The 13,118-nt window shown below is 73.2% G+C and carries 10 protein-coding genes; 5 read left to right on the forward strand and 5 right to left on the reverse strand.

What is annotated here, in order from left to right; all coding sequences use genetic code 11:
* The first annotated feature begins 8 nt into the window (after positions 1-8).
* Complete coding sequence (locus QSK45_RS28390) at positions 9-1,700, forward strand: DUF5691 domain-containing protein (RefSeq protein ID WP_285561754.1); 1,692 nt, start codon at positions 9-11, stop codon at positions 1,698-1,700.
* A 27-nt stretch (positions 1,701-1,727) separates the two neighbouring features.
* Here QSK45_RS28390 and icmB read toward each other — a convergent pair whose 3' ends face one another.
* Positions 1,728-2,150 carry a coenzyme B12-dependent isobutyryl CoA mutase small subunit gene (gene icmB / locus QSK45_RS28395; protein ID WP_285561755.1) on the reverse strand — a complete coding sequence of 141 codons (423 nt, stop codon included), beginning with the start codon at positions 2,148-2,150 and terminating at the stop codon, positions 1,728-1,730.
* Positions 2,151-2,372: 222 nt separating this feature from the next.
* On the opposite strand from icmB, the gene QSK45_RS28400 reads away from it, so the two are divergent.
* Together QSK45_RS28400 and QSK45_RS28405 are read left to right on the forward strand one after the other, a co-directional pair.
* Positions 2,373-3,227, forward strand: coding sequence for an esterase/lipase family protein (locus QSK45_RS28400; RefSeq protein WP_285561756.1), 855 nt, complete (start codon positions 2,373-2,375; stop codon positions 3,225-3,227).
* Between the two features lie 229 nt (positions 3,228-3,456).
* Positions 3,457-4,956, forward strand: coding sequence for a M23 family metallopeptidase (locus tag QSK45_RS28405; RefSeq protein WP_285561757.1), 1,500 nt, complete (start codon positions 3,457-3,459; stop codon positions 4,954-4,956).
* Between the two features lie 79 nt (positions 4,957-5,035).
* Here the strand turns inward: QSK45_RS28405 and pcrA are convergent, their stop codons facing one another.
* Positions 5,036-7,540 carry a DNA helicase PcrA gene (gene pcrA / locus QSK45_RS28410; protein ID WP_285561758.1) on the reverse strand — a complete coding sequence of 835 codons (2,505 nt, stop codon included), beginning with the start codon at positions 7,538-7,540 and terminating at the stop codon, positions 5,036-5,038.
* A gap of 547 nt (positions 7,541-8,087) precedes the next feature.
* Between pcrA and QSK45_RS28415 the strand changes: the two genes are divergently transcribed.
* Positions 8,088-9,059, forward strand: coding sequence for an SLAC1 family transporter (locus tag QSK45_RS28415; RefSeq protein ID WP_285561759.1), 972 nt, complete (start codon positions 8,088-8,090; stop codon positions 9,057-9,059).
* A gap of 80 nt (positions 9,060-9,139) precedes the next feature.
* Here QSK45_RS28415 and QSK45_RS28420 read toward each other — a convergent pair whose 3' ends face one another.
* Positions 9,140-9,493, reverse strand: a complete 354-nt coding sequence (locus QSK45_RS28420) for a hypothetical protein (protein ID WP_285561760.1) — start codon at positions 9,491-9,493, stop codon at positions 9,140-9,142.
* A gap of 328 nt (positions 9,494-9,821) precedes the next feature.
* On the opposite strand from QSK45_RS28420, the gene QSK45_RS28425 reads away from it, so the two are divergent.
* Positions 9,822-10,886 (forward strand): C40 family peptidase, encoded by a 1,065-nt coding sequence (locus tag QSK45_RS28425; RefSeq protein WP_285561898.1) that lies wholly within the window; start codon positions 9,822-9,824, stop codon positions 10,884-10,886.
* Between the two features lie 141 nt (positions 10,887-11,027).
* On the opposite strand, the gene QSK45_RS28430 is transcribed toward QSK45_RS28425, so the two are convergent.
* Together QSK45_RS28430 and QSK45_RS28435 are read right to left on the reverse strand one after the other, a co-directional pair.
* Positions 11,028-11,774: a LuxR C-terminal-related transcriptional regulator gene (locus QSK45_RS28430; RefSeq protein WP_285561761.1), complete on the reverse strand. Its 747-nt coding sequence runs from the start codon at positions 11,772-11,774 to the stop codon at positions 11,028-11,030.
* Positions 11,771-13,060, reverse strand: coding sequence for an ATP-binding protein (locus QSK45_RS28435; RefSeq protein ID WP_285561762.1), 1,290 nt, complete (start codon positions 13,058-13,060; stop codon positions 11,771-11,773). Before QSK45_RS28435 ends, QSK45_RS28430 begins: the two co-directional genes overlap by 4 nt.
* Positions 13,061-13,118 lie beyond the last annotated feature (58 nt).

Below are 13,118 nucleotides of genomic sequence, written 5' to 3' on the forward strand. Positions count from 1 at the left end.
GCGACGCGATGCACGGCAGCGCACCCCGACCGGACACCGTGACCTGGGAGGACCTGGTCACCACCGCCCTCCTCGGCACCGACCGGCGCCCTCCCGCGCGACTCGCCCCCGGCCGCCCCGCCCCCGTCGCCCTGCTGGACGCGGCCGCCGGGGCGACCGTACGGCGACGGGCGGGGCTGCGGGCCGCACGGGCCGCACGGCGGCCGGACAGGGCGCCCGAGGATCCGCGCCCGCCGCTGCCCGCGGCGGCGGCCGGCCGGCTGACCGCGCTGCTGGCCGACCGTTCCGGCGGGGCGAGCGGCGGGCGCCGGGGCAGTTCCCCGGACCTGATGGAGCTGCTCCCGCAGTGGCTCGCGGCGGCCAACGCGCACGGGTACGCGGCCCCGGCGCAGGCGCTCCCCGCGCTGCTGGACGCGGCCCGGGGACGTACGGACCTGCGGCCGGCGGCGCTGGCGTTCGCGGGGCCCCGGGCACTGTGGCTGGCCCGGTTCAACCCGGACTGGCGGTTCGCCCTGCGCTCGGCCCCCGGCGGCGGCGCGGCGCTGCCGGATCCCGGGGACGAGAAGGGGATACGACGGCTGTGGGAGGAGGGGCTGTTCGCCGAGCGGGTGGCCCTGCTGGGCGCGCTGCGGGCCCGTACCCCCGCGCTCGCCCGGGAGCTGCTGGCCGGGACCTGGCCGACCGAGCGGGCGGAGGACCGGCTGCTGTTCCTGGACTCGCTGCGCTCGGGCCTGTCCGCGGCGGACGAGCCGTTCCTGGAGAAGGCGCTGGGCGACCGCAGCCGCAATGTCCGGGCCACTGCGGCCGAACTGCTCTCCGCGCTGCCGGGTTCGGCGCTGGCCGCGCGGATGGCCGTCCGGGCCACGGCGTGTGTGGCGCTGGACCGTACGGGAGACCCGCCGGTGATCGTGGTGGAGGCGCCGCACGAGTGCGATCCCGGCATGGAGCGCGACGGTGTGGTGGCCACCCCGCCCGCCGGCCGGGGCGAACGGTCCTGGTGGCTCGGGCAGTTGGTGGAGGCGGCGCCCCTCGGCACCTGGCCGGACCGGCTCGGCGGCCGGGGCGCGCGGGAAATCGTGGCGCTGGCGGTGGCGGACGGCTGGCAGGGCGAGCTGCACGCGGCCTGGTGCCGGGCGGCGGTGCGGCAGCGGGACGCGGTGTGGTCGCGGGCGCTGCTGGGCTCCCCGTCGGCCCCGGAGGCGGGTGGTCCGGGTGCGGTCTCCCTGGCGGAGCGCGCCAAGCTGCTGGCCGCGCTGGAGGCGGAGGAACGGGCCGAGTGGGTCGCCGGGTTCATCGCGACGCACGGGCTGTCGGAGGCGTTCCAGTTGCTCGGCGTGTGCGCGGTGCCCTGGGCCGCGCCGCTGGGCCGGGCCGTCGTGGACGCCCTCAACATCGCGCGCGACGCGGGGAGTTACCCCTGGAGCTTCAGCGGGGTGATGGGCCTCGCGGAACGCTGCCTGGACCCGGCCGAGGCCGCCCGGCTGGAGGGGCTGCTGGCGATACCCGACGAGCGGGAGGACGCGGCACCGGGCGCGGGGGGCTACTGGGCGGAGGCCTTCCAGCGCCTCGTCACCACGCTGCGGCTGCGGGCGGCGATGGCCGACGAACTGAGACCGGACGACTCCGGGGCGAACCTGCCACCGGGCTCCGCCGGGACTCGGCGGGGCCGCCAGGACCGGCCGGCTCACCCGGCACCATGACGGCCCCGGGCCCGCCGCACCCTCGGCTCAGCCCCCGGACGCCGCCGGCTGGCGCACGTTCTGCCTGACCCACTCCACGATCGACGCGGTCGTCGCCCCCGGGGTGAAGATCTCCGCGACGCCCTTCTCCTTCAGCGGCGGGATGTCCTCCTCCGGGATGATGCCGCCGCCGAAGACGAGGATGTCCTGGGCGTCGCGCTCCCTGAGCAGGTCGATGACCGCGGCGAACAGGGTGTTGTGCGCGCCGGAGAGGATGGACAGGCCGATCGCGTCGGCGTCCTCCTGGAGCGCGGTGTCCACGATCTGCTCGGGCGTCTGGTGGAGGCCGGTGTAGATGACCTCCATCCCGGCGTCGCGCAGGGCGCGCGCGATGACCTTGGCCCCGCGGTCGTGGCCGTCGAGGCCCGGCTTGGCGACCACCACGCGGATCGGACCGGCTGCCTCACCCATCACTGCCTCCCTCGCACGACCGCGGAGGCGCTCGCCTCCGCCTTCCGACAAGTACCGCATCTTCGGCACGCTCCGCCACCCGTCGCGAGGTGAACGGGCGTTGTCCCCAGCATCCCGCGCCCGACGGTTTTACGGAGCGCGGTGACGGGGAATTCATTGAGTGGGACATGAAGGCACACGGGGGAGGGAGCCGTCCTCCGGTGTGCCGACGGGAGGTCGGCCATGAAGGTCACCGGAGTAGTGCCACTCTTCTTCCCGTACTGCCGTCGCCTGTGGCCCGGCAGGCTGGCCGGGCTGTCGATGACGCTGCTGAAGGCGACCGCCCTGGACGCCGCGATCCTCGCCGGACACGTCCTGCTGTATCCGACCGGCCTGTTCCAGGAGCGCTGCGCCCCCGCGCCCGCGCCGGTGGACGACGGCACCGCCCGGCTCCCGGTGCGCCCCGGCCCCCCGGTCGTCCTGCTGCACGGCTTCATCGACAACCGCTCGGTGTTCGTGCTGCTGCGCCGCAATCTGGCCCAGCACGGCGGGCAGCGCGTGGAGTCGCTCAACTACTCCCCCCTGACCTGCGACATCCGCACCGCCGCCGAGCTGTTCGGCCGGCACGTGGAGAAGATCTGCGCGCGCACCGGCAGCGACCGGGTGGACATCGTGGGACACAGCCTCGGCGGTCTGATCGCGCGGTACTACGTACAGTGTCTGGGCGGTGACCTGCGGGTACGCACCTTGGTCACGCTCGGCACCCCGCACTCCGGCACCCGGGTCGCGCCCCTGGCCGACGCCCATCCGATCGTGCGCCAGATGCGTCCCGGTTCGCAGGTGATCGAGGAGCTGGGCCGCTCCGCGCCGGGCTGCCGTACGCGGTTCGTCAGCTTCTGGAGCGACCTCGACCCGCTGATGGACCCACTGGAGACGGCCTGTCTGGACCACCCCGACCTCGACGCGCACAACATCCGGGTGACCGGCATCGGCCATCTCGCCCTGCCGGTGCACCCCGCCGTCGCGGCCGGGATACGCGAGGCGCTGGACTCCGCCGACGCCAGGGAGCAGCTCGCGAAGGGCCTGACCGTGGCATGAGGTCGGCCGGCCGCGCCGTGCGGGGCGCACGAGGCCGCCGCACAGCCGTCTGACATCGAACGCACATCGAACAGAAAGCCAAACCCGGGTCTGACGTCCCCCGAAACGGCGCCGAATGCCCGTTTCCGGCCCGCGCGAAACCGGCCGAAGATTGTCGCGCCCGCATACCGCCGGGTACAGTCGCCGCACTGCTCTGCCAGCCCCTGTTGTCGAGGCGAAAGAGAAGTTGGTGAACGACCGTCACCCGTCGGGGACCTTGACCACCCCGGCCCCGGCTTCCGACGCCTCCGCGGCGCCCACGGCGTCGTACGGCACCCCGGAAGCCCCCTACGACGACTTCACCACGTACGGCGGCTACGACGCCACCGGTTTCACCAGTGGTTCCGCCCCGGGCTTCGACCCCCACTACGGCAGCACCCACGACACGGGTGAATATGCCACCGGCCAATGGCATTCCGGCACCGCGCAGACGCCCGCCTACGAGATCTACCCACCCCGGTACCAGGCGGGGTACGACACCGGTGCCTACGACACCACCGCCTGGACGGTCCCCGCGCAGGCCACCGGCAACGAGGTGAGCGGGCAGTGGGACGCGGGCGCCTGGCTGCACCCCGACCAGTCGGGCGGCGCCGACGCCACCCAGCAGTGGGAGTGGGGCACCCAGGCCTTCGACACGGGCGCGTACGACGCCACGCAGTGGAACACCGGCGCACCGGCCGCAACCGCGGGCGCCGAGCAGGACGCCGGGTCGTACGAGCAGGACGCCATGCCGTACGAGCAGGACGCCGTACCGCTGGACCGGGGCGCCATGGCGTTCGGCCAGGACGCCGTGCCGTTCGACCAGCAGGAGACCGCGACCTTCGAGGGTCTCGCCGACCTGGACGGGAACGGCGAACTCGCCGCCGCCCCCCACCTGTTGGAGGAACAGCAGGAGGCCCCGCCGACCCCGGCGCCGGCCCCGGGGGGCCGCGCGGGCTCACGTGCCGGGGCGCGTTCCCGGCGCCGTACGCCCGCGAAGCGCTCCGCGCTGCTGACCGTCGCCGTTCCCTCGGTCTGTGTCGTGGGGGTCGCCGGTATCGCCGCGGCCTCCGTCGGCGCCCTGCACGACGACGGCTCCACCGAGACCACCGCCGCCGCCTCGGACGCGCACGCGGTCCAGCCCTCGGTCGCGAACAGCAAGCTGGACACCCAGCTCAGGGGGTTGTCGGCCGGCGCCGACGACTTCGCCGACCGGGCGAGCCGCACCCAGGAGCGGATCGACCTCAAGCAACAGCAGGCGCAGGAGAAGAAGAAGGCGGCCGCGGAGGCCGCGCTGAAGGAGCGGCTGCGCCCGAAGTTCGTGCTGCCGGTCCTCCAGAGGGGGCTCAGCGCCTACTTCGGGCAGGCGGGCGTCAACTGGATGTCCGTGCACACCGGCATCGACTTCCCCGTCGCCTACGGCACCACGGTGATGGCCGCGACCGACGGCACCGTCGCCACCAAGTGGAACAGCGCCTACGGCAACATGCTGATCCTGACCGCGAAGGACGGCACGGAGACCTGGTACTGCCACCTCTCCAGCTACCGCGTCGCCCCCGGTACGACCGTCAAGGCCGGCGAGCCGATCGCCTACTCCGGCAACTCCGGCAACTCCACCGGCCCCCACCTGCACTTCGAGGTGCGGCCCGGGGGCGGGGCGGCGATCGACCCGCTGCCGTGGCTGCGGAGTCACGGGCTCGACCCCACGTAACACCCTCGAACGCCCGAAAGGGGGCCCCGCCGGTCGGCGGGACCCCCTTTTCCGGAGCTGCTCCCTCTTCCCGGCCTGCTTACAGCTTCTCCACCGGCGCGTACCGCAGCAGCAGCCGCTTCGGTTTGGTGTCGCCGAAGTCGATCGTCGCCTCCGCGTTCGCGCCCGTGCCCTTGACACCGACGACCGTGCCGAGCCCGAACTGGTCGTGGGTGACCCGGTCCCCGACGGACAGCGCGACCACCGGCTGCTCCGCGGTGCGCCGCGTGGCGAAGCCGGAGGCGCCGGAGGCCGAGGAGCGTGAACGGGACGAGGACAGCGAGGCCGCGATCCCGGACGCGGGCCCGGAGGACACCGGCGCCGTGGCACCCGTGCGCTTCCAGTCCACATGCGTGGCCGGGATCTCCTCCAGGAAACGGGAGGGCGGGTTGTACGAGGGCTGCCCCCAGGCGCTGCGCATCGTGGAGCGCGTGAGGTACAGCCGCTCCCGCGCGCGGGTGATGCCGACGTACGCCAGGCGCCGCTCCTCCTCCAACTCCTTGACCTGACCGAGGGCGCGCATGTGCGGGAAGACGCCGTCCTCCATGCCGGTCAGGAAGACGACGGGGAACTCCAGGCCCTTGGCGGTGTGCAGGGTCATCAGGGTGATGACGCCGTCGCCGTCCTCCTCGTCGGGGATCTGGTCCGAGTCGGCGACCAGGGCGACCTGCTCGAGGAAGTCGGCCAGCGTGCCGCCCGGCGCGGGGGCTCCCGGCGCCGCTCCTCCCTCGCCGCGCTCCTGCTCGAACTCCAGCGCGACGGCGGCGAGTTCCTGGAGGTTCTCGATGCGGGTCTCGTCCTGCGGGTCGGTGGAGTTCTGCAACTCGGCCAGGTAGCCGGTGCGTTCGAGTATGGCCTCCAGCACGGTGGCCGGTCCGGCGCCGGACTCCACGATGGTGCGCAGGTCCTCCATCAGCGTGTTGAACCGCTTGACCGCGTTGGTGGAGCGCGCGGCCATGCCGTACGCCTCGTCCACCCGCTTGAGTGCCTGCGGGAAGCTGATCTTCTCGCGCTGCGCGAGGGCGTCGATCATCGCCTCGGCACGCTCGCCGATGCCGCGCTTGGGCACATTGAGGATGCGGCGCAGCGGCACCGAGTCCTCGGGGTTGGCGAGCACGCGCAGGTAGGCGAGGACGTCCCGGACCTCCTTGCGCTCGTAGAAGCGGACGCCGCCGACGACCTTGTAGGGCAGGCCGACGCGGATGAAGACCTCTTCGAAGACGCGGGACTGCGCGTTGGTCCGGTAGAAGACGGCGACGTCACCGGCGCGCGCCTCGCCCGCGTCCGTGAGGCGGTCTATCTCGTCCGCGACGAACTGGGCCTCGTCGTGCTCGGTGTCGGCGACGTAGCCGGTGATCCGGGCGCCCTGGCCGGCGTTGGTCCACAGGTTCTTCGGGCGGCGGGACTCGTTGCGCTCGATGACCGCGTTGGCGGCGGACAGGATGGTCTGGGTGGAGCGGTAGTTCTGCTCCAGCAGGATCGTCGTCGCGTCCGGGTAGTCCTCCTCGAACTGGAGGATGTTGCGGATCGTCGCGCCGCGGAAGGCGTAGATCGACTGGTCCGCGTCACCGACGACGCACAGTTCGGCGGGCGGGACGTCGTACTCGCCGGGCGGGACGTCCTCGTCGTGCCCGCCGGTGCCGACCAGTTCGCGGACCAGCGCGTACTGGGCGTGGTTGGTGTCCTGGTACTCGTCCACCAGGACGTGCCGGAAGCGGCGGCGGTAGTGCTCGGCGACGTCCGGGAAGGCGCGCAGCAGGTTGACCGTCGTCATGATCAGGTCGTCGAAGTCGAGCGCGTTGGCCTCGCGCAGCCGCGACTGGTAGAGCGCGTAGGCCTGGGCGAGGGTCTTCTCGAACCCGTCGGCAGCCTGGGCGGCGAAGTCCTCCTCATCGATCAGCTCGTTCTTCAGATTGCTGATCTTGGCGCTGAAGGACTTGGGCGGGAAGCGCTTGGGGTCGAGGTCCAGGTCCCGGCAGACCAGGGCCATCAGGCGCTTGCTGTCGGCGGCGTCGTAGATCGAGAACGACGAGGTGAAGCCGAGCTTCTTGCTCTCGCGGCGCAGGATGCGCACGCACGCGCTGTGGAAGGTCATCACCCACATCGCGTTCGCGCGCGGGCCGACGAGCTGCTCGACGCGCTCCTTCATCTCGCCCGCGGCCTTGTTGGTGAAGGTGATCGCGAGGATCTGGCCCGGGTGCACGTGACGCTCGGCCAGCAGGTGGGCGATGCGGTGGGTGAGCACCCGGGTCTTGCCGGAGCCGGCCCCGGCCACGATGAGCAGCGGGGAGCCCGCGTGCACGACCGCGGCGCGCTGGTTGTCGTTCAACCCCTCCAGCAGGGCCGCCGCGTCGATCGGGGGCCGCGGGGCGCCGTCGCGGTAGTGGGTGTCCCGCTCCGGCGGCACGTCGAACTTCCCGCCGAACAGATCCTCCGGAATCGGCTCCGGAGCGGGATCGTCCTCGGGCGGTGGCGGGTGCTCCTCCTCGTGCCCACGCGGGGCCTGGAGATCCGCCAGGAAGCTGTCGTCAAAGAGGCTGCTCATCGCCTTCCGAGTCTAGGGCGCCCCACCGACAACCGGTCCCGCTCCCCGAAACCCGAGGGTAAAGCCGGGGGCGGTCGGCGGATTCCCGGACGGGCCGGCACGTAAGGGTGGCCCGGGAGCCGTGGGGCCGGGCTCGCCCTCCGGGGCCGCTCGGGGAGCCGTACGTCCGGGCCGTGGAACGGCGGGCTCGCGCCGGCTCTCCGGGGTCGGGCGGACTCCAGGTCGGGCGGACTCCAGGGGACATGCCTCCGGAACGAGGCCCTCAGGGGGCCGTGTCCCAGGGGCCCTGCTTCACGGGGGCCGTGCCGCACGGCGCCGGCCCCCAGAAGGCCGTGCCTCACGGGTCCGTCCCTCGCGAAGGCCCTGCCCCGGGGACGCGCCTCAGGTGGCCTTCCGGAGCGGAGGCCGCGCCTCCGGCCGTCTGGTACGTCCGAAGGCTCCTCCGTACGGGCTCCAGGAGCCCCCGGAACGTACCGTCCGGGTGTTTTCGCGCCCCCGCGCGCGTGCCCCGGTCGTCCGGCCGACGGCACTGCCTAGCATCGGGCGCATGTCCGGTCTGCGTGCGTGGTGGGCGGGCCGGTCGCCGGCCGCCGGGGCCGCCGTGATGGCGACCGGAATCGTGTCGACGGCCCTGCTGCTGATCGGGGCCGAGACGGCGTCCCGGGTCGCGCTGGTACTGGCCGCGGTCCTCTGGGTCGCGCTGGGCGCCGGTTTCGTGCGGCGGCTGGTCGTCGACCGGGACCGCTGGGCGGCCGAGGCCCGCAGCCCCGGGGCGCTCACGGCCGTCGCCGCGACCGCCGTGCTCGGCTCCCGGCTGTCCGCGTCGGGCCGTCAGGCCCCGGCCGCGGCACTGCTGGCGCTCGCGACGCTGCTCTGGGCGGTACTGCTGCCGGTCGTCGTAGGGCACTGGCGCCCGCGCATGCCCGGCTCGGTGTTCCTGGCCTGCGTGGCCACCGAGGCGCTGGCCGCGCCGGCGGCGGCGCTCGCGGCGGCGGAGCACACGGCCTGGCTCGCGCGCGCCGCGCTGGTGCTGTTCTGGCTGGGACTGGTGATCTACGCCTTCGCCCTGCCCCGCTTCGACCTGCGGCAGGTGCTGGAGGGGCCCGGCGACCAGTGGGTCGCCGGCGGCGCGCTCGCCCTCTCGACGCTGGCCGGGGCGGGCCTGCTCGCGGCCGGAAACGGCGGCCTCTACCTGTGGAACGACGACGACCGCGCCACCCTGCGCATCACGACGGCCGTCCTGCTCGCCGTGAGCCTGGCGGTGTATCTGACCCTGCTGGTGGCCGAGGCCGTCCGACCGCGTCCCGGTTACGACCACCGCCGGTGGGCGACGGTCTTCCCCATGGGGATGACGGCCGCGGCCACCCTGTCCGTCGCGTCCGCCATGAGCGTCCCGTGGCTCAGGGTGCCGGGGCGCGTGCTGGTGTGGGTGGCGGTGGCGGCGTGGCTCTGGGTGGCGGCCGCCATGGTCGCCGACGCGGTGCGCGCGACCCGCGCGGGGGCGGCCGCACCGCACTGACCGTCGGGTGCGGGGCACAGCGCCGCCGGTCGGGTCCGAGGCACGACGACCGTGTCAGGTCCGAGGTGCCCCGACGACCGTCAGGTCCAGAGCACCGCGATGAAGATGTTCGTCGCGGTCAGCGCGCCGACCAGCCCGAACTGTGCCTTGTCGACCCGCTCCTCGTCACGCTTGACGTAGACCAGGCCGAGGATCACGATCAGCAGCGCCAGCTTGATGCCGATCTTGACCGTGTTGATGTGGGCGCCCTGGGCCTGGTTGAGACCGACCAGGGCCACGCCGGTGACCAGCATGGTCAGCGCGCCGTGCAGCATCCCGGGGACGAACCGGGCCGTGCCCTGGCCCATCGCCTTCATCTGGGTGAGGAAACCGCCGAGCAGCGCGGCGATGCCGATGATGTGCAGGCCGACGAAGAGATGGATGAGTACGTCCATGGAGCCGGAGCCTAACCAGCGCCCCGCAGCCACCCGTCACCGCCCCCGGCCACGCGTCCTGGGCAGATGCGCCCCATAGCACCCAGCCTTTCCCGCCAGTCTCACTTTCCACGCTTCGATCAACACGCTGCGTGAAGGCGGCGTCTCCGGCCCCTCGACTCGGTCGCACGCGGTCCCATAACGACCCACCGAAGACAGTTCCGCACAGTGCGTTACCGACTCGTCACCGTCCGGCCTAGCGTCCTCCCCCAGGCACCCGGCCCTCGCCGCCGGGTGCGCATCGGTCGTATCGGTCATACACGTCGTAGGAAAGGACGTGACGGCACAGGTGGCAGCGCACCGCAGGCCACGGCAACACCCGTTCGGGAGTCATACCGCCCGGACGGCCGCCATCGTCGCCCTGACGGGGGCGGCCACCGTGGCGGGCTTCGACGGCACCGGACAGGCCGGGCCCCGGCCGACACCGGCCCAAGTGAGGACCAGGGTGGACACCTTGTACCGGGAGGCGGAGACCGCCACGCAGAAGTACGACGGCGCGAAGGAGGAGGCGGACGCGGGCGAACGCCGGCTGAACTCGCTGCGCGACGAGGCCGCCCGCAGGACCCAGAAGCTCGACTCCGCCCGGAACGCGCTCGGTTCGTTCGCCGCCGCCCAGTACCGCTCCGGTGCCATCGCCCCCGCCTGGCAACTCGCTCTGTCCAGCGACCCGGACCGCTACCTGGAAACCGCCGCGCTCGCCGAACGCGCCGGTGACCGGCAGTCCGTCGCCGTGTCCCAGGTACGCCGGCAGCTCCAGGACATCGAGCGGTTGCGCGGCGCCGCCCGCATGGAGCTGAAGTCGCTGCGGTCCCACCAGGCCGAGCTGCGACGGCAGAAGAAGACCGTCACCGGCAAACTGGCGGAGGCCCGGCGGCTCCTGGCCGAGCTGACCCCGCCGCAGCGCGGCCGGGTGACCGGCACCGACGACACCTCTCCAGGGCACGCGTCCCGGGCCGCCGACGACACCCGGCAGTCGCTGGAGGCCGGCGCCGTCGCGGCCCCCGACTCCCGCGCCGCGGCGGCCGTCGCCTACGCCTACGCCAAACTCGGCAGCCCCTATGTGTGGGGCGCGACCGGCCCTGACGCCTTCGACTGCTCGGGCCTGGTCCAGGCCGCCTACCGCTCCGCCGGGGTCTCCCTCCCCCGCACCACCTACGCCCAGATCGACGCGGGCCAACGCGTGCCCCGCTCCGAACTACGCCCAGGCGACCTGGTGTTCTTCTACTCCGGTGTCAGCCACGTCGGCCTCTACATCGGCAACGGCCGCATGATCCACGCCCCGAACCCCTCGGCCCCGGTCCGCGTGGCCCCCATCGATCAGATGCCGTTCGCCGGTGCGACGCGGGTGGTGTGAGCGCGGATGGCGTGAGCACCGGCCCGAAGGACATCCCCGACACCCTCGAGGGACCGGCACGCCACGGCCCCCGCTCCCGAGCCCCCCGGCAAGGGCCGCCGTCCCTGAGCCGGCCGTCCCCCGGGCCCCGTGCCTCAGGAATCACACCAGGCGGCGCGCGGTCGCCCAGCGGGTGAGCTCGTGGCGGTTGGACAGCTGGAGCTTGCGCAGGACCGCCGAGACGTGGGACTCGACCGTCTTCACCGAGATGAACAGCTGCTTGGCGATCTCCTTGTAGGCGTAACCACGGGCGATCAGGCGCAGCACCTCCCGTTCGCGCTGGGTGAGACGGTCCAGGTCCTCGTCCACGGGAGGGGCGTCGGTGGAGGCGAAGGCGTCCAGGACGAACCCGGCCAGCCGCGGGGAGAAGACCGCGTCCCCCTCCTGGACCCGGAAGATCGAGTCCACCAGGTCGGTGCCGGTGATGGTCTTGGTGACATAGCCGCGGGCACCGCCGCGGATCACCCCGATCACATCCTCCGCCGCGTCCGACACGGACAGCGCGAGGAAGCGCACCGGCTGCTCGGCGTCCGCCATCAAAGCCGCGCACCGGCGCAGCACCTCGACCCCGCCGCCGCCCGGCAGATGGACGTCGAGGAGGACCACCTCGGGCCGGGTCGCGGTGATGACGGTGACCGCCTGGTCGACGTCCGCGGCCTCGCCCACCACCTCGACACCGGTCTCGGTGGTCCGGCCGATCTCCGCCTGAACGCCGGTGCGGAACATCCGGTGGTCGTCCACCAGCACCACCCGCACGTGCCGCCCGGTCACGCCGCCGTCCGCGGGGCCGCCGCTCCCGGCCGCCCCAGCCGTCTCCGCCGTGCCGCTCGCCTCGGTCGCGTCGCTCATGCCGTCTTCTCCGCCCTCTCCATCTCCAGCTCGACCTCCGTGCCACCGCCCGGGACCGCCCGCAGCCGGGCCGTGCCTCCGTTGCGCTCCATACGCCCGATGATCGATTCTCTGACGCCCATGCGGTCGGCGGGTATCGAGTCGGGATCGAAGCCCGGTCCGCGGTCGCGCACGGACACGAACACCGTCCTGCCCTCGACCTCGGCATAGACCTGTACGGCGCCGCCCTCGCCACCGTACTTGGCGGCGTTCACCATCGCTTCGCGCGCGGCCTGCATCTGCGCGGCGGTCCGCTCGTCCAACGGGCAGTCTCCGACGACGACCACCTCTATCGGCACCCCGTGCTTGTCCTCGACCTCGGCCGCGTTGCGCCGCACCGCCTCGGCGACCGTGTCCGGTTCGTCGGCCTCCTCCTTGCCGGTGCCCTCGGGTTTGTACAGCCAGGTACGCAGGTCTCGCTCCTGGGCGCGGGCGAGGCGGCGGACCTCGCCCGCGTTGTCGGCGTTGCGCTGGATCAGGGTCAGGGTGTGCAGAACGGAGTCGTGGACGTGCGCGGCGACCTCGGCGCGCTCCTGGGCGCGGATGCGCATCAGCCGCTCCTCGGACAGGTCCTGGGTCATCCGGACCAGATACGGGCCGGCGAGCAGGGTGATGCCGACGAGAACGGCGAGCGCGGCCTGGAGTACGGCGCCGAGGTGGGCGGCCGAACCCTGGAGGACGAAGATCGCCGAGACGCCTGCGGTGACCAGCAGGACGCCGGCGGCCGCGCGCACCAGCGTCAGGGTGCGGCGGCGCCCGCCGACCTCGACCCAGCGGGCCCGGCGCGCGTTGTCCGCCTGGCGCCAGACGAGGGCGACACCGGCCGCGACGAGCACGGCCGGCACCAGGTAGGCCTTGGCCGCACCGGTCAGGTTGACGCTGCCCACGAAGACCATGGACACGATGACCATGAGGAGCAGCGCGACCATCTGCCCGCGGTCCGGCTTGCGGGCCACGAGTCTTCTGCGGCCGCCGGGCGCGGTCTCTGCGGCGGGCGGGGACGGCTTGTGCCCCCCGACGCCACCGACGCCGAGCGGGACGAAGAACCAGAACGCCGCGTACAGCAGCGCGCCCAGTCCGTTGGCCATGAACAGGCCGACGAAGGCGAGCCGGACCCAGATGACGGGCAGCCCGAGATGCCCGGCGAGGCCCCGCGCCACTCCGCCGAGCCAGCGTCCGTCGCCGCTGCGGTAGAGCTTGCGCGGCGGCCGCGGGTCGTCGAGTGGCAGGCTTGCGGCTTCCGGCATGGCATCGATGGTCACACGGCCCGCCGGGACGGGGCATCAGGGTCGGTCCCCGAGACGC

Source organism: Streptomyces hygroscopicus subsp. hygroscopicus, assembly GCF_030269125.1.
Taxonomy (GTDB): domain Bacteria; phylum Actinomycetota; class Actinomycetes; order Streptomycetales; family Streptomycetaceae; genus Streptomyces; species Streptomyces hygroscopicus_C.